Origin of the sequence: Escherichia sp. WS2035 (assembly GCF_046487065.1) — a bacterium.
In the GTDB taxonomy this organism is placed as follows: Bacteria; Pseudomonadota; Gammaproteobacteria; order Enterobacterales; family Enterobacteriaceae; genus Escherichia; species Escherichia coli.
Genome location: NZ_JBJQKD010000011.1, coordinates 94081 through 111535, shown reverse-complemented (window position 1 = coordinate 111535; position 17455 = coordinate 94081). Strand labels below are relative to the sequence as shown.

General features: G+C 52.1%; 15 protein-coding genes. 7 read left to right on the top strand and 8 right to left on the bottom strand.

Annotated elements, in window-relative coordinates; all coding sequences use genetic code 11:
* The first annotated feature begins 103 nt into the window (after window positions 1–103).
* Window positions 104–175 (top strand): membrane protein YpdK, encoded by a 72-nt coding sequence (ypdK, locus tag ACJHX4_RS18220; protein ID WP_010723117.1) that lies wholly within the window; start codon window positions 104–106, stop codon window positions 173–175.
* A gap of 64 nt (window positions 176–239) precedes the next feature.
* Here the strand turns inward: ypdK and alaC are convergent, their stop codons facing one another.
* Window positions 240–1478, bottom strand: a complete 1239-nt coding sequence (gene alaC, locus ACJHX4_RS18215; protein ID WP_000785931.1) for an alanine transaminase — start codon at window positions 1476–1478, stop codon at window positions 240–242.
* Window positions 1479–1854: 376 nt separating this feature from the next.
* Between alaC and ypdA the strand changes: the two genes are divergently transcribed.
* Genes ypdA through ACJHX4_RS18200 form a run of 3 tightly spaced genes read left to right on the top strand, consistent with a single transcriptional unit; the run spans window position 1855 to window position 5171 of the window.
* On the top strand, window positions 1855–3552 hold the full coding sequence (ypdA, locus tag ACJHX4_RS18210) for a two-component system sensor histidine kinase YpdA (RefSeq protein ID WP_000544377.1): 1698 nt from the start codon (window positions 1855–1857) through the stop codon (window positions 3550–3552).
* A 14-nt stretch (window positions 3553–3566) separates the two neighbouring features.
* Entirely contained in the window at window positions 3567–4301 is a 735-nt protein-coding gene (gene ypdB / locus ACJHX4_RS18205) for a two-component system response regulator YpdB (protein WP_001295458.1), read from the top strand.
* A gap of 12 nt (window positions 4302–4313) precedes the next feature.
* The gene (locus ACJHX4_RS18200; protein WP_000646870.1) at window positions 4314–5171 is read left to right on the top strand and encodes an AraC family transcriptional regulator; all 858 of its coding nucleotides are present in this window, start codon (window positions 4314–4316) and stop codon (window positions 5169–5171) included.
* A gap of 2 nt (window positions 5172–5173) precedes the next feature.
* Here the strand turns inward: ACJHX4_RS18200 and ptsP are convergent, their stop codons facing one another.
* From ptsP to glk, 6 genes are all read right to left on the bottom strand, one after another.
* Window positions 5174–7669, bottom strand: a complete 2496-nt coding sequence (gene ptsP, locus ACJHX4_RS18195; protein WP_000955882.1) for a phosphoenolpyruvate--protein phosphotransferase — start codon at window positions 7667–7669, stop codon at window positions 5174–5176.
* A 24-nt stretch (window positions 7670–7693) separates the two neighbouring features.
* A complete protein-coding gene (gene ypdE / locus ACJHX4_RS18190) occupies window positions 7694–8731 on the bottom strand; it encodes an aminopeptidase (RefSeq protein ID WP_000366073.1) in 1038 nt (345 codons plus the stop codon).
* Window positions 8731–9816, bottom strand: coding sequence for an aminopeptidase (gene ypdF, locus ACJHX4_RS18185; RefSeq protein WP_000173255.1), 1086 nt, complete (start codon window positions 9814–9816; stop codon window positions 8731–8733). The genes ypdE and ypdF overlap by 1 nt, the downstream gene beginning before the upstream one ends.
* Before the next feature lie 14 nt (window positions 9817–9830).
* Window positions 9831–11078 carry a PTS fructose transporter subunit IIC gene (locus tag ACJHX4_RS18180; RefSeq protein WP_247773279.1) on the bottom strand — a complete coding sequence of 416 codons (1248 nt, stop codon included), beginning with the start codon at window positions 11076–11078 and terminating at the stop codon, window positions 9831–9833.
* Between the two features lie 21 nt (window positions 11079–11099).
* Window positions 11100–11426, bottom strand: coding sequence for a PTS fructose transporter subunit IIB (locus tag ACJHX4_RS18175; protein WP_000038456.1), 327 nt, complete (start codon window positions 11424–11426; stop codon window positions 11100–11102).
* A gap of 218 nt (window positions 11427–11644) precedes the next feature.
* Window positions 11645–12610 carry a glucokinase gene (glk, locus tag ACJHX4_RS18170; RefSeq protein ID WP_000170355.1) on the bottom strand — a complete coding sequence of 322 codons (966 nt, stop codon included), beginning with the start codon at window positions 12608–12610 and terminating at the stop codon, window positions 11645–11647.
* Window positions 12611–12813: 203 nt separating this feature from the next.
* Between glk and ACJHX4_RS18165 the strand changes: the two genes are divergently transcribed.
* Window positions 12814–14070 (top strand): ion channel protein, encoded by a 1257-nt coding sequence (locus tag ACJHX4_RS18165; protein ID WP_000903138.1) that lies wholly within the window; start codon window positions 12814–12816, stop codon window positions 14068–14070.
* A 114-nt stretch (window positions 14071–14184) separates the two neighbouring features.
* Entirely contained in the window at window positions 14185–14511 is a 327-nt protein-coding gene (ypeC, locus tag ACJHX4_RS18160) for a DUF2502 domain-containing protein YpeC (protein ID WP_000490072.1), read from the top strand.
* Between the two features lie 140 nt (window positions 14512–14651).
* Here the strand turns inward: ypeC and ACJHX4_RS18155 are convergent, their stop codons facing one another.
* Window positions 14652–15890 (bottom strand): Nramp family divalent metal transporter, encoded by a 1239-nt coding sequence (locus tag ACJHX4_RS18155; protein ID WP_000186369.1) that lies wholly within the window; start codon window positions 15888–15890, stop codon window positions 14652–14654.
* Between the two features lie 335 nt (window positions 15891–16225).
* Here ACJHX4_RS18155 and nupC point away from each other — a divergent pair, with 335 nt between their 5' ends.
* Window positions 16226–17428, top strand: a complete 1203-nt coding sequence (gene nupC / locus ACJHX4_RS18150; RefSeq protein WP_000376337.1) for a nucleoside permease NupC — start codon at window positions 16226–16228, stop codon at window positions 17426–17428.
* Window positions 17429–17455 lie beyond the last annotated feature (27 nt).

Genomic DNA, 17455 nt, shown 5'->3' with positions numbered 1-17455 from the left:
TAAAATACAGGACGTTTAAGGTCGTTTTGCCCGGTGTCAACTCACTGTATCAGGTGTAATGAAGTCATTCAGGCGTAACAGTAATTACGCGGAGAGATGTAAAGTGAAATATTTCTTTATGGGCATTTCTTTTATGGTCATCGTTTGGGCCGGTACTTTTGCCCTGATGATCTAAAAGCAAACTGTGCAATGAAAAACAGGAGCCATTAGGCTCCTGTTTGCATTTCTGGCGAAGGCGTTTATTCCGCGTTTTCGTGAATATGTTTGCTGCTGGCGGGTAGTAAACCGTCGGCACGGAACATCGCTTTAATCCCACGAATCGCCTGACGAATACGGTCGCGGTTTTCAATCAGTGCAAAGCGCACATGCGTGTCGCCGTAGTCGCCAAAGCCAATCCCTGGAGAGACACAGACCTTCGCTTCGTTAAGCAATTTCTTGGCAAATTCCAGCGAGCCCATGGCAGCATACGGTTCCGGGATTTTCGCCCAGACATACATCGAAGCCTTAGGCATTTCGACCATCCAGCCCGCTTCATGCAGCCCTTTCACCAGCACATCGCGGCGGCGTTTGTACTGTTCGGCAATATCGCGCACGCACTGTTGATCGCCCTCCAGCGCCGCAATAGCCGCCACCTGCAACGGCGTAAAGGTGCCGTAATCGTGATAGCTTTTAATACGTGCCAACGCGCTGACCAGCGTTTTGTTACCGACCATAAAGCCGATACGCCAGCCCGCCATGTTGTAGCTTTTCGACAGCGTAAAGAACTCGACCGCCACGTCGCGTGCGCCCGGCACCTGCATGATTGACGGCGCTTTCCAGCCATCGTAGACGATATCGGCATAGGCCAGGTCGTGGACCACCAGCACATCGTAGCGTTTAGCCAGCGCCACAACCTTCTCAAAGAATTCCAGTTCCACGCATTGCGCGGTTGGGTTTGACGGGAAGCCGAGGATCATCATCTTCGGTTTCGGATAACTTTCACGAATGGCGCGCTCCAGTTCATTGAAGAAGTCGACACCTTCCACCAGCGGCACTGAGCGTACCTGCGCCCCGGCAATCACCGCGCCGTAAATATGAATGGGGTAGCTTGGATTCGGCACCAGCACTGTGTCACCATGATCCAGCGTCGCCAGCATCAGGTGCGCCAGCCCCTCTTTCGAACCAATAGTGACGATGGCTTCTGATTCCGGGTCGATTTCAACGTCGTAGCGATCCTGATACCAGCGGGAAATGGCGCGACGTAACCGCGGAATGCCGCGTGAAGTGGAGTAACCATGCGTGTCCGGGCGCTGGGCCACCGTACATAATTTTTCGACGATATGCGGCGGAGTCGCACCGTCCGGGTTACCCATACTGAAATCGATAATATCTTCGCCGCGCCGACGCGCAGCCATTTTCAGTTCAGCGGTAATGTTAAAAACGTAGGGCGGGAGACGATCAATGCGCGTAAAGCGACGTTCAGGGCGAGTGTCAGCCATAATTTCCTCAGATTAACGTTAGCGCCCGGACCGTCCGAGCGACGCTGCCACGATGGTGGCTGTTTTGAAAATAGCCTGATTAATTTCTGTCTGTCCAGCGTTTTAGAACATTTTTATCAATGGCTTTAAATGAGGAACTCCACTTCAAAAACAGGAAATTTATCTACGCTAACAAGAAAATTACCACTCATTTTATTAACATTATAATTTCAATAAATTTACCAACAAGATGTGCATTATCAAGAGATGCATTGCTAATACACCATTTATCTTTCAATCCCCTTTTAAAATTGTGGTTTTTCCTCAAAAAAGGCCTGCTGGTCATCAGCCTTCAGGTTACCTATCATAGAGGTTTAATCCTTATTCAGAGTCACCCGTGCACGAAATATTCAACATGCTGCTGGCGGTCTTCGATCGGGCAGCGTTAATGCTTATCTGCCTGTTCTTTCTCATCCGTATCCGCCTGTTTCGCGAACTGTTGCACAAGTCGGCGCACTCCCCAAAAGAGTTGCTCGCCGTTACCGCCATTTTCTCGCTGTTCGCCCTGTTCAGCACCTGGTCCGGCGTTCCCGTAGAAGGCTCGCTGGTGAACGTACGTATTATCGCGGTGATGTCAGGCGGGATTCTGTTTGGCCCGTGGGTGGGCATCATTACCGGCGTGATTGCGGGTATTCACCGTTATTTAATTGACATCGGCGGCGTGACGGCGATCCCCTGCTTTATCACCAGCATTCTGGCGGGTTGTATATCGGGCTGGATCAACCTGAAAATCCCCAAAGCACAGCGCTGGCGCGTCGGTATTCTCGGCGGCATGTTGTGTGAAACGTTGACCATGATTCTGGTGATTGTCTGGGCACCAACTACCGCATTGGGGATCGATATCGTCTCTAAAATCGGGATTCCAATGATCCTCGGCAGCGTCTGTATCGGCTTTATTGTGTTGCTGGTACAAAGTGTTGAGGGAGAAAAAGAGGCCAGCGCCGCGCGGCAGGCCAAGCTGGCGCTGGATATCGCCAACAAAACGCTGCCGCTGTTTCGCCATGTCAATAGCGAGTCATTACGCAAGGTCTGCGAAATTATCCGCGATGACATTCACGCCGATGCGGTGGCGATGACTAATACCGATCATGTGCTGGCCTACGTTGGCGTGGGTGAACATAACTATCAGAATGGCGATGACTTCATTAGCCCGACTACCCGTCAGGCGATGAATTACGGGAAAATCATCATTAAAAACAATGATGAAGCCCACCGCACACCAGAGATTCATTCCATGCTGGTGATCCCATTGTGGGAGAAAGGCGTTGTGACCGGAACGCTGAAAATTTACTACTGCCACGCGCATCAGATAACCTCGTCATTACAGGAAATGGCGGTCGGTCTGTCACAAATCATCTCCACGCAACTTGAGGTGTCACGCGCCGAGCAGCTACGTGAAATGGCAAATAAGGCAGAGCTTCGCGCCCTGCAAAGCAAAATTAATCCCCATTTCCTGTTTAACGCTTTGAACGCTATTTCATCGTCAATCCGTCTGAATCCGGATACTGCTCGCCAGCTGATCTTTAATTTGTCGCGCTATCTGCGCTATAACATTGAATTAAAAGACGATGAGCAAATCGATATCAAAAAAGAGCTGTATCAAATTAAAGACTATATTGCCATTGAGCAGGCCCGCTTTGGCGACAAGCTGACGGTTATCTATGATATTGATGAAGAGGTGAATTGCTGCATTCCCAGCCTGCTGATCCAGCCGTTGGTGGAAAACGCCATTGTCCACGGTATCCAGCCTTGCAAAGGTAAAGGCGTTGTCACCATCAGCGTTGCTGAGTGCGGTAATCGGGTACGCATTGCGGTGCGAGATACCGGGCACGGCATCGATCCAAAGGTGATTGAGCGGGTCGAAGCGAACGAAATGCCGGGCAATAAAATTGGCCTGCTGAATGTCCATCATCGCGTGAAGTTATTGTATGGCGAGGGGCTGCATATCCGCCGCCTGGAACCAGGAACGGAAATTGCGTTTTACATTCCTAACCAACGCACCCCAGTCGCCTCACAGGCTACCTTATTGCTTTGAGCCGGAGTGATATTGTGAAAGTCATCATTGTTGAAGACGAATTCCTGGCACAACAGGAACTGAGCTGGCTAATTAAAGAGCACAGCCAGATGGAGATTGTCGGCACCTTTGACGACGGTCTGGACGTGTTGAAGTTTTTGCAGCATAACCGCGTCGACGCCATTTTTCTGGATATCAATATTCCGTCGCTGGATGGTGTGTTGCTGGCACAAAACATCAGCCAGTTCGCCCATAAACCGTTTATTGTGTTTATCACCGCGTGGAAAGAACATGCGGTAGAAGCGTTTGAACTGGAGGCGTTTGACTACATTCTCAAACCGTATCAGGAGTCACGCATTACCGGGATGCTGCAAAAACTGGAAGCAGCCTGGCAACAACAGCAGACCAGCAGTACGCCTGCCGCGACGGTAACGCGTGAGAATGACACCATTAATCTGGTGAAAGATGAGCGAATCATCGTCACGCCCATTAACGATATCTATTACGCCGAAGCGCATGAGAAAATGACCTTTGTCTATACGCGGCGTGAATCCTACGTAATGCCGATGAACATTACCGAGTTTTGCAGCAAGCTGCCGCCGTCGCATTTTTTCCGCTGCCATCGCTCATTTTGTGTCAATCTGAACAAAATCCGCGAGATCGAACCGTGGTTTAATAACACCTATATTCTGCGGCTGAAAGATCTGGATTTTGAAGTGCCGGTCAGCCGCAGCAAAGTTAAAGAATTCCGCCAGTTAATGCATCTTTAATCGGGAACTTTCATGAAAGCACCAGGCTTGCCCGCCGATCAACAATTTTTCGCCGATCTGTTCAGCGGCCTGGTGCTTAACCCGCAACTACTGGGGCGCGTCTGGTTTGCCAGCCAGCCTACCTCATTGCCAGTGGGCAGTTTATGTATTGATTTTCCCCGTCTGGATATCGTGCTACGCGGCGAATACGGCAATCTGCTGGAAGCAAAGCAGCAACGTATGGTGGAAGGAGAAATGCTGTTTATTCCAGCACGCGCGGCTAATTTACCGGTCAACAACAAACCGGTGCTGCTGTTAAGCCTGGTGTTCGCACCGACCTGGCTTGGGTTATCGTTTTACGATAGCCGCACCACGTCGTTGTTACATCCTGCTCGCCAGATCCAGCTTCCCAGCCTGCAACGCGGTGAAGGTGAAGCGATGCTTACCGCCCTCACCCATCTTAGCCGTTCGCCGCTGGAGCAGAATATCATTCAGCCACTGGTGTTAAGTTTGCTGCATCTTTGCCGCAACGTGGTGAATATGCCGCCGGGCAATTCGCAACCGCGCGGCGATTTTCTCTATCACAGCATTTGTAACTGGATTCAGGATAATTATGCCCAGCTGCTCACCCGCGAGAGCGTGGCGCAGTTTTTTAATATCACGCCAAATCATCTGTCAAAACTGTTTGCTCAGCATGGAACAATGCGTTTTATCGAGTATGTTCGCTGGGTACGAATGGCAAAAGCGAGGATGATTTTGCAAAAATATCATCTGTCGATTCATGAAGTGGCGCAGCGTTGCGGGTTTCCGGATAGCGACTATTTTTGTCGCGTTTTCCGGCGTCAGTTTGGTCTGACGCCGGGAGAGTATAGCGCACGTTTTCAGGGCTAACGTCAGAAGGTTAATTCCGTTTCCAGCAGCGTCAGAATACTTTGTGCATCTTGCGCGGCAAACAGCGACTGGCGGAAGTTTTTATTCACCAGTTTACGCGCCAGCTGCGAGAAGACTTTCACATGATTCATCCCTTCGTTAGCGCCCAGCGTCAGCATGATCACCAGTTCGACTTCGCCCATTTCTGACTGCCAGTCAACCGGTTTCACCAACCGGGCAATGCTGATACTGGAATGACGGATCCACTGTGATTTGGTGTGCGGGATCGCCACGCCAAAACCAACGCCAGTAGTAACAATCTCTTCCCGCTGCCAGACATCTTCTTCCAGCTCGAACGGATGTTCAGTACGCCCGTTAACACCGAGGTTACCGCACAGGAACTGGATCGCCTGCTCTTTATTACTAAAGGACTGATCAACAAAGATATTCTCTAGTGCCAGCAGTGGGCGAACGTCTTCTTCCGGCGCAAACGCGGTAAGTAACGCTTCAATTTCCTGCGCGCTGCGGCACTCGCACGCCTGACGCGCCAGTTCCCGACACGCCTCGCTATCCAGTTGACGAAGCTGGCTTTTCACTGCCGGAATACGCGGGCTACTCATGCTTAGCTCATCCAGCCCCAGCCCTAGCAGTAGCGGCAGATAACGACTTTCACCGCCCAGTTCACCGCAAATACCTACCCATTTGCCGCGCTGATGCGCAGCGGTAACAATCTGCTGCAACATGCGCAGGAACGATGGCGTAATCGGGTTATACAGCGGCGATACGCGCGGGTTATTACGATCGACTGCATACAGATACTGGGTCATATCGTTAGAACCGATACTGAAGAAATCGACCTCATCGCAGAAGTGGTCGATGATGTAGCACACCGACGGCACTTCCACCATGATACCCAGCGTAATCGTCTCTGCATGACGCAGGCCATCGCGCTTAAGCTCAACGATCGCTTTTTGGATCTCACCCTTCACCCATAAGATCTGATCGAGACTGTGGACCATTGGGATCATCAACTGGGCGTTGCCGAAACTGGCAGCGCGCAAAATCGCCCGCAATTGAGTGCGGAACAGGCCAGCAAATTCCGGGTAAATACGTACCGCGCGATAGCCGAGGAACGGGTTCTCTTCCTGGGGAATGTTGAGGTAAGGAATGCTTTTATCGCCACCGATGTCCATCGTGCGGAAGATAATCGGCTTGTCGCCCGCCGCCAATAGCACCTGCTGGTACGCTTCAAACTGTTCCTGCTCGTCCGGCGCGCTGTCGCGATCCATATAGAGCATTTCGGTACGAAACAGCCCAACGCCTTCCGCGCCGTTAGCAAACGCGCCTGGGGCTTCCAGAGCGGTGCCAATATTCGCCGCAATATCAATACGTTTGTTATCACGGGAATAGGCCAGCTGCGCGGCAGCTTGCGCCTGTTGTTTTTGGCGTTTATCCGCCAGCGTCTGCGCGACCTGATAATAACCGCTCACCGCGTCATTCGGGTTAATCGCCAGCACGCCGCACTGGGCGTCAAGCACTGCAGGTTGCCCGGCATAACGGGCAATCGCATCCAGCGGCAGTCCGCTCAGTACCGGGATCGCCGAAGCGCGGGCCAGGATCAGGGTATGCGAGGTGCGCCCGGTTTTCTCCAGAATCATGCCCGCAAGATTTTTTAAATCGAGGCTCAAAAACTGGCTTGGGGTTAAATCTTCAGCCACCAGAATGGTCAGTTTTTCAAGCACCAGATTATTGCGCGGTTTTAGTTCCGGCCAGGTGATATGCAGCAACTGTTCGCTGATATCGCGAATGTCGCTGACCCGCTCGCGCAGATAATCGCTGGCAGAAGCAGAAAGTTTGGCACAAACCTGCTCCATATTGCTGATGATCGCCGCCCCCAGCCCCTGATGCTGTTCTGCCATCAGGTGACGGATATTGCCTGCAAATTCATCATCCTGAATCAGCGACAAATGGGCGCTGAGGATAGTTTTGCTTTCGCCGTCACGCTCACGCAATTGCTGGTTCAGTTGCTCGGCAAGCGTTGCCAGACTGTGCTCCAGTAGGGTGGAATCTTGCGCACTCGCAGGGATCACCCGATAACTGTCGAGGCTGTCGCTCTGTAACAGGGTCAGTGTACCCACGCCAACGCCGCTTGCCAGCACGTTGCCGTACAGTAAATCCGGGTTCAGGCGGCTTAATGAACGCGGCAGCGGATGCGCCGTCAGTTCTGCCAGCGTCGGCTGGACGCTATCGCTGTCGATAAAGCGCACCTGGATATACTCTTCCAGCACTCGCCGCGCCTGCTCTTCATCGCTACCGCTAATGTTCAGGCTGCAACTGTCATTAAATAAAGTGCCAGTGCCAATCAGCGCCAGCGAGCTTTTCGCATCGGCCTTTGCGTTCTGGCGATGGTTAATAAAAGTGATTTCGCTTTGCCACTGGCTGCACTGCTCTTTAAGTTCCCACGCCGGACGAGCATGTAGACCGTTAGGCAAAGGACAGAGAAATTGAATCGTTAACATAACCGCTCCGGGTTAATCAGGAGATCATCTGAAATCCGTCAGTTGAACAACCGTCTCACGCGTAAGACGTTGAATAAGGGCAGATAAAAGTTGCTCCATCTGCAAAATGTCACGGCAGTCAGCAATCGATGCGGCGCAATGTCCGTGGCGGGTTGCAGGCCCCATCACCACTGTGGGTACGCCAGTGCCGGTTAAGTGCACCGCCCCACCGTCCGTGCCGCCATTGCTGAACATATCTGACTGCAACGGTACGCCAATTTCTGCCGCCACGGTTTCGATCCAGGCGGTAAGTTTTGGCGGCGCAATCAGTGACTTGTCGCTTAACACCAGCATCGGCCCGTTACCAATCTGGCGATGGTTAGCTGCGCCATAATCAAAGTTTTTCGCCCAGCAGGCAGTATCAAGCACAATGGCGACATCCGGCGACACCGCGCGGGTGGCAGTTTGCCCGCCGCGTAATCCCACCTCTTCGCTGGAACTTGCCACCAGCCACACTTCCGCAGGCAGTTCGGCGTCGTGCAGCTCACGCAGTAACGTCACCAGCAGATAGCAACCGAGGCGGTCATCAAAGGCTTTCCCCATCACCCGCTGGTGAGGGAGAACCTGAAAAGTGGTATCGAAGGTGACGCGATCGCCTGGACGAATTCCTGCCTGCATCACTTCGTCACAGGAGCGCGCGCCAATGTCCACGCGCATGGCGCTGACGTCATTCCCCTGCCGGTCGCTGTCAAGCAGGCCTGGAATTTTGCACTCTTCACGGGTAGTGATACGCACCGACTGAAGCTGGCGGGCAGCCATGCGTACATTGCCAACCGGCAACACATCGATCGCCCCTTCGCGGGAGATGCTGCGCACCATAAATCCCACTTCGTCCATATGCGCACAGATCATCACCTTCGGACCTGTCGACTCATTGAGTCGGATCAGCACCGATCCCAGGCCGTCAAATCGCACTTCTTTTTGCAGGCGATCCGCTTCTTCCCGCAGGATCTGCCGTACTTCCTGTTCTGAGGAGGCGATCGCATCTGCCTCGCTCAACGCTTTTAAGAGCGATAAATCCATTATGCCTCTCCCGTGAGCAACACTGTTTTCGGCACGGCGTAGAGCACTTCTGCGCCTTGCGGGGTGACCAGCACGACATCTTCGATGCGCACGCCCCCTTGCCCTGGCAAATAAATCCCTGGCTCCACGGTCAGTAACATACCTGGCTGTAGCGTCGTGGTGTCCCGCGGTGAAAAACGCGGTTCTTCATGGACTTCAATACCGATAGCATGACCGGTGTTATGGCCGAAAAACTTGCCATAACCGGCCTCGGTAATCACGCGGCGCGCGGCATCGTCAACCTGCTGGCAGCGCACGCCGGGGCGAATTACAGAGATTGCCGCGAGCTGTGCCTGCAGGACAATCTGATAGACGTTAAACAGCGGATGAGATTCGGCGCTCACCCCTTCGCCATTCACCAGTAAGGTGCGCGTCATATCAGAGCAGTAGCCCTGATACAGCGCACCGAAATCGAGAGTGACAAACTCGCCCGCTGCAACAATCTTGTCGCTGGCTTTGCCGTGCGGCAGCGCCCCACGCCAGCCGCTGGCGACAATGGTGTCAAAAGAGGCTTTTTCTGCGCCCTGCTGGCGCATAAACCACTCCAGTTCAGCGGCTATCTCGCATTCGCTCATTCCCGCCTGAATAAAGCGGCGAATATGCTCTGCGCCACGATCGGCAATCCCGCAGGCAAGGCGGATTTTCTCCACCTCTTCTGGCGTTTTGATTTGCCGCAGCACATCCGGCGTGGCGCTCACCAGTTTCGCATTGAGTTCGGACTGCCAGCGGTGCGCGGTTTCCCAACTCACCTGCTGGCCTTCAAAACCGAGCGTTTGCAACTGCTCATCGGCAATGATTTGTCTGACGATGGTGGCAAGCGTGTGCATCGCGTCGAGCAAATGCAGCTGGTAACCTTGCGTGCGGGCTTCTACATCCGCGTAATAGCGCGAATCCACCAGAATGTGCGCACTTTCACGGCTAATCACCACATAACCTGATCCGGTGGAGATCCCCAGATGCGGCTGTTTGTTCTGCCGTGAGGAGAGAAGCACCGCATCCAGTTGTTGCGCCTTAAGCCAGTCGCGCAGCGAAGCGAGTAATGTCATCAGGATTGTCCTTCTTACAGGCTATCGATTAACAATTTGCCTTTACGGAACATCATCAGACGCAGGAACACCACCATCAGCGCAGTTATGACTGCCCCCAGCGCGATCCCCGCCATGTAGACGCCGAGGTTAGTGACCAGCGGCCATGCCCAGATAGCGGACTCCGGGAACCATTGCACTGCGCCCAGCCAGACAGCGGCGGTTGAGCCGACAATCGCGCCGACCATATACGACGGAATGGCGGTGATAGGGCTTTCCAGTGCAAACGGAATCGCACCCTCACTGATCCCCATAAACGCCAGGAACATGGCGGTTTTACCCTGCGGATAAAGCTGGGCGTTGAACAAGCGTTTGCCGGTTAAACGACGGTCAATAATGGTCGCCAGACCCAGACCAATCGGCGGAATAACGATAGCGATAGAACGTGCAGTGACCGGTAATACGTGGTCAGTGGTAAAGCTGAAGGCAACGAAACCTGCCGCTTTGTTGATCGGGCCACCAAGGTCGATTGCTGTCGCCGCGGCGATCCCCATTGCGTACATCAGTGCGCCCTTCTCACCTGCAGCGGTCAGCACGGTACGGATACCGTCGTTGATCCAGCCACCAAAGGGGGTGATGACGTAGTACATCGCCAGCATGACAAAAATGGCGGAAAGAATCGGTAGCAAAAATGTGGTTTTGAACGCTAACAGGAAATCCGGTAACTGGATTTTCTGGTTCATCCATTTCACAAGGTAACCGGCAACGATAGAAATAATCAGCGCACCAATGAAGGTGGACGGCACCGGCGAAGAGGTCGCCCATTGCATAGTGCTGGGATCGAAGTTCAGCAGTTGCGTCGGCTGGGTAGACATCAAGCCGCCGATAAAACCAGCCGGGAACGCCAGTTTGCCACCGATAGAGTTCGCCACAAAAGCAGCAAACATCGGAATTGCAAAACCAAACAACACGCCGCCGAAGGACTGCGACAGCCAGGCAAATTTAAGTAAGGAGAGGTCGAAACCGGAGAATTCCCCGCTATTAAGAGCATCCATGATGCCGATATCAGCAGGAATTTTAAGCCAGCTATAAGCAATCAGCTGACTGAAAGCGAGGATCACACCGCCCATAATTAAGGTCGGCACCATGCGTGAAATCCCTGACATCACATGCTGCGGGAGTTCACCCCAGAAGCTGGATTTAGAGGCCTGCGGATTCTTAACTGCCGCTGCCGCACCGGATGCGCCATGCACAACGGTTGCACTGCGTTTTTTAATGGCCATAACAATTATCCCTGTCGAATATTACTGTTGTTCAGAGGCAATCATCTCTTCGATTTCTTTGATGATTCCCGCAGCGTTTTTAATTGCGTCCTGCAAAGTGATTTCATAAACGTCGCGTGATTCGAAACGCTCGTTATCTTCCGGGGTAACTGCCACGGAGTGGATGATGATGGTCGCTTCGGCGATATCCTGCGCCGTCAGGCGATTCTGGATACCGTCCGCGCCCTGGGTTTCAATTTTCACTTCATAACCGGCTTCTACCGCCGCTTCTTCCAGCGCCTGAGCGGCCATAAAAGTGTGAGCCAGGCCCATTGGGCAGGCACATAAGGCAATCAGTTTCTTACTCATCGTTAATTCCTCGTTCAGTGATAGTTGACGAGTGAAATTATGAACGTGCAAAACAAATCGCCGTTACCAGACAAATAATGCATTTACTGGAGAATTAATCCCGCTGTACGGAAGTGTGACGCAGGTCGGCCTTGTGAGGGGACACAAAGAAAAATTTAATTAACTGTATGATTTAAAAGATTATCGGGAGAGTTACCTCCCGATATAACAGGAAGGATTTAGAGAATGTGACCTAAGGTCTGGCGTAAATGTGCACCGGAACCGAGAAGACCCGGATTGTCATGGACGATGAGATATACCGGAATATCATGGACATATTCCTTAAAGCGCCCTTTATCTTCAAATGCGGCGCGGAAACCAGAGGCTTTGAAGAACTCAAGAAAGCGCGGCACGATACCACCCGCAATAAACACGCCGCCAAATGTCCCGAGATTGAGCGCCAGATTGCCGCCAAAACGGCCCATAATGACGCAAAACAGCGACAACGCGCGGCGGCAATCGGTGCAGCTGTCAGCCAGCGCGCGTTCGGTAATATCTTTTGGCTTGAGATTTTCTGGCAGGCGGTTGTCGGCTTTAACAATTGCGCGATACAAATTCACCAGCCCAGGGCCAGAAAGCACGCGTTCCGCCGAAACATGACCAATTTCCGCACGCAATATTTCGAGGATAATGCCCTCTTCTTCACTATTCGGCGCAAAATCAACGTGACCGCCTTCTCCTGGCAAGCTTACCCAACGCTTATCGACATGGACCAGATGCGCAACCCCAAGCCCTGTTCCGGCACCGTAAACCGCAATAGGCTTACCTTCTACCGGTTCTGCGCCACCAAACTGAATCAGATGCTCTTTTTTCAGCATCGGGATCGCCATCGACACAGCAGTAAAATCGTTAATAATTTCCAGATGGCTAAAACCGAGATTCTTTTTCATTTCGGCAATTGAGAACGCCCAGGTATGGTTGGTCATTGCCACCCAGTCACCGGTAATTGGGCAAGCGATGGCAATACAGCCGTCTTTCACCTCGACCTTATGTTCTTCAAGATAAACGCGAATGACCGCTTCGAGGCTGGGGTAATCAAGCCCTGAATAGGTCTTAGCCTGCGAGATTTCACCACTGGCAATATCACACAGAGCAAGACGTGCGTTGGTGCCGCCCACATCACCGACTAATGCATACTTTGTCATTCTTCAACTGCTCCGCTAAAGTCAAAATAATTCTTTCTCACACTGTAAATACCTGGGGGCATAACAACAACGCCGGAAAGGCAGGCTCCCTGTAAATATCGATCTGGGTCACACAATTACTTTATCGTTTCAGCACCAATTGCAGCGATGCCTTTTTGCAAGCTGGGCAAACTAAGTATCTGACCCCGCATAAGGAATAGAACATGCTCCATCCGCGAGCCAGAACCATGTTGTTATTATCGCTCCCCGCCGTGGCAATTGGGATTGCGTCCAGTCTTATTCTGATTGTGGTGATGAAAATCGCCTCGGTATTACAGAATTTGCTCTGGCAACGACTGCCGGGAACTCTGGGGATAGCCCAGGATTCACCTCTCTGGATCATCGGTGTATTAACGCTAACGGGTATTGCGGTGGGGTTGGTTATCCGTTTCAGCCAGGGTCATGCCGGACCAGACCCCGCCTGTGAACCGCTGATCGGCGCACCGGTTCCGCCCTCTGCGCTACCAGGACTTATCGTAGCATTAATTCTCGGTCTTGCTGGCGGCGTCAGCCTGGGGCCGGAACATCCGATCATGACCGTCAATATCGCCCTTGCCGTCGCCATTGGCGCTCGTCTGTTACCGCGCGTCAACCGAATGGAGTGGACTATTTTAGCCTCTGCCGGAACCATCGGCGCGCTGTTTGGCACACCTGTTGCGGCGGCATTGATATTTTCGCAAACCTTAAATGGCAGTAATGAAGTTCCGCTATGGGATCGTCTCTTTGCGCCGTTAATGGCGGCAGCAGCTGGTGCACTTACTACCGGATTATTTTTCCATCCTCATTTTTCACTGCCCATTGCGCATTACGGACAGATGGAAATGACCGATATTCTCAGCGGTGCAATTGTCGCGGCGATTGCCATCGCAGCAGGGATGGTCGCCGTATGGTGCTTACCACGGTTGCACGCGATGATGCATCAAATGAAAAATCCGGTGTTCGTGCTGGGTATTGGCGGATTTATTCTCGGTATTCTGGGGGTTATTGGTGGACCGGTTTCGCTGTTTAAAGGGCTGGATGAGATGCAGCAGATGGTGGCAAATCAGGCTTTCAGCACCAGCGATTACTTTTTGCTGGCGGTGATAAAACTTGCCGCCCTGGTCGTTGCTGCCGCCAGTGGCTTTCGCGGTGGGCGAATCTTCCCGGCAGTGTTTGTCGGCGTGGCATTAGGGTTGATGCTGCATGAGCACGTACCCGCCGTTCCAGCGGCAATAACCGTTTCCTGCGCTATTCTCGGCATCGTGCTGGTGGTAACACGTGATGGCTGGTTAAGTCTTTTTATGGCGGCAGTCGTTGTACCCAATACCACATTGCTACCGCTGCTCTGTATCGTCATGCTCCCGGCATGGCTGTTATTAGCAGGTAAGCCGATGATGATGGTCAATCGTCCGAAGCAACAGCCACCCCACGATAACGTTTAGCAAAAAATGCTCTCCTTTATGATTTAAGAGTTATGGCGATGATACGGCGCTTTACCTCCCCGTAATATTGCGTTAACAGGCCGCTGACGGCTTCGATCGTGAAGGAGAATAACAATGTTCAGGTCACTGTTTCTGGCGGCCGCCCTGATGGCATTTACCCCGCTTGCGGCAAACGCAGGTGAAATCACCCTACTGCCATCAATCAAATTACAAATTGGCGATCGCGATCATTACGGTAATTACTGGGACGGTGGTCACTGGCGCGACCGTGACTACTGGCACCGCAATTATGAATGGCGTAAAAACCGCTGGTGGCGTCATGATAATGGCTACCATCGTGGCTGGGATAAGCGTAAAGCGTATGAGCGTGGCTATCGTGAAGGCTGGCGCGATCGTGACGATCATCGTGGAAAAGGCCGCGGACATGGACACCGCCATTAAACACATTCGCCAATGGAGCACAATGCCTGATGCGACGCTAGCGCGTCTTATCAGGCCTACAAACCAGCTCTTTAACGCGTAGGGCGGATAAAGCATTTACGCCGCATCCGCCAATGGTGCCAAATGCGACGCTCATTCAACTACAATCCCAGTGCCGTTCCTACCAGTAACCAGATATTCAGCGCCACTACCAGCACCACAATCACCCAGCCTGTCTGTTTTACGCGTTTGCTGTTCACCAGATCGCCCATCAACTTGCTGTCACTGGTGAAAATCAACAGTGGAACCAGCGCCAGGGCGATACCAAAACTTAACAGCACCTGACTCATAACCAGAATCCGTGTCGGATCTAATCCCATCAGAATGACAATAAATGACGGCAGCATGGTGACAGTACGACGCACCCACAGCGGGATATGAAAGCGAATGAAGCCCTGCATCACTACCTGCCCCGCCAGCGTCCCCACCACCGTTGAGGACAACCCGGCAGCAACCAGGCTTAATCCAAAGACCGTTGCCGCAGCATGGCTTAACAGCGGTTGCAGCGTCAGATAAGCCTCATCAAGATCGGCAACACCAGTATGACCAGAAAAGTGGAACGCCGCCGCAGCTGTAGCCATCATCGCCAGATTAACAAAACCGGCAATCGTCATGGCGATAGCCACATCCCATTTGGTGGCGGAATAACGTTGTTGACGCGAACCGCCATGTAAATGCTGAGTGAGCGAAGAGTGCAAATAAATCACATGCGGCATAATCGTCGCCCCTAACACGCCCGCGGCCAGGAAGACCGCCTCCGAAGTAGGTAAACTCGGGATCACCATTCCTTTACCCAGCTGCGCCAGGTTAGGCTGGGAGAAAATCAACTCGACAATGTAAGCAGCGGCAACAAACAACAGTAACCCGCCAATCACTTTCTCCAGCGGTTTTTGCCCGCGACGTTGCAGCATTAAAATAAGGAAAGTCGCGATCCCCGTCAGCACCGCGCCCTGCAACAACGAAACACCAAGAATGAGTTTAAAACCGATCGCCGCACCAATAAATTCCGCCAGGTCGGTTGCCATCGCAATAATTTCTGCCTGAACCCAATAGAACCACACTACGGGACGCGGATAGTGATCGCGAATCTGCTCCGCCAGATTTTTACCGGTGGCAATCCCTAGTTTGGCAGAGAGGATTTGAATCAGCATCGCCATCAGGTTAGCCCAAACGACAACCCACAGTAGCTGATAGCCGAAGCTGGCACCCGCCTGAATATTGGTCGCAAAGTTACCGGGATCGATATAACCAATCGCCGCAATGAACGCAGGTCCCATTAATGCGAGCCTCATCTTGCGCGCCGCCCGTCCGCTGCTACTCTCAACGCGATAGTTCGTCATCTTGTGCCTCTAAAACATAGCCTTTGCTATGTTTCATGCTACGTTAAATGAGAATGATTATCAAATTCATTTAAATGGGTTGTGATGATTTCTCTGATAGACCAGGATTATGACTACGAAAAGATAGATGACTCGAATGTTATGGTTATGTTTAATATTAGCACATTTACATAACCTTCCGCTTCCATACACAACATAGCAGAAATGTATGACAGATCACTATTTTTGAAGCTTGTCACAGGACGTCATTATAGTGTGTGTCAGATCTCGTTTTCCTTAACCATGTTACATAGAATGTGCACGGAAATTTAACCTGCCTCATATTTGGAGCAAATATGGACCGCGTCCTTCATTTTGTACTGGCACTTGCCGTTGTTGCGATTCTCGCACTGCTGGTAAGCAGCGACCGCAAAAAAATTCGTATCCGTTATGTTATTCAACTGCTTGTTATCGAAGTGTTACTGGCGTGGTTCTTCCTGAACTCCGACGTTGGTCTGGGCTTCGTGAAAGGCTTCTCCGAAATGTTCGAAAAACTGCTCGGTTTTGCCAACGAAGGGACTAACTTCGTCTTTGGTAGCATGAATGATCAAGGCCTGGCATTCTTCTTCCTGAAAGTGCTGTGCCCAATCGTCTTTATCTCTGCACTGATCGGTATTCTCCAGCACATTCGCGTGTTGCCGGTGATTATCCGCGCAATTGGTTTCCTGCTCTCCAAAGTCAACGGCATGGGCAAACTGGAATCCTTTAACGCCGTCAGCTCCCTGATTCTGGGTCAGTCTGAAAACTTTATTGCCTATAAAGATATCCTCGGCAAAATCTCCCGCAATCGTATGTACACCATGGCAGCAACGGCGATGTCCACCGTGTCGATGTCCATCGTTGGTGCATACATGACCATGCTGGAGCCGAAATACGTCGTTGCGGCGCTGGTACTGAACATGTTCAGCACCTTTATCGTGCTGTCGCTGATCAACCCTTACCGTGTTGATGCCAGTGAAGAAAATATTCAGATGTCCAACCTGCACGAAGGTCAGAGCTTCTTCGAAATGCTGGGTGAATACATTCTGGCAGGTTTCAAGGTTGCCATTATCGTTGCGGCGATGCTGATCGGCTTTATCGCCCTGATCGCCGCGCTGAACGCACTGTTTGCCACCGTGACTGGCTGGTTTGGCTACAGCATCTCCTTCCAGGGCATCCTGGGTTACATCTTCTATCCGATTGCATGGGTGATGGGTGTTCCTTCCAGTGAAGCACTGCAAGTGGGCAGTATCATGGCGACCAAACTGGTTTCCAACGAGTTCGTTGCGATGATGGATCTGCAGAAAATTGCTTCCACGCTCTCTCCGCGTGCGGAAGGCATCATCTCTGTGTTCCTGGTTTCCTTCGCTAACTTCTCTTCAATCGGGATTATCGCGGGTGCGGTTAAAGGCCTGAATGAAGAGCAAGGTAACGTGGTTTCTCGCTTCGGTCTGAAACTGGTTTACGGCTCTACCCTGGTGAGTGTGCTGTCTGCGTCAATCGCAGCACTGGTGCTGTAAGACCATACATAAAAAAGCCGGGGATAA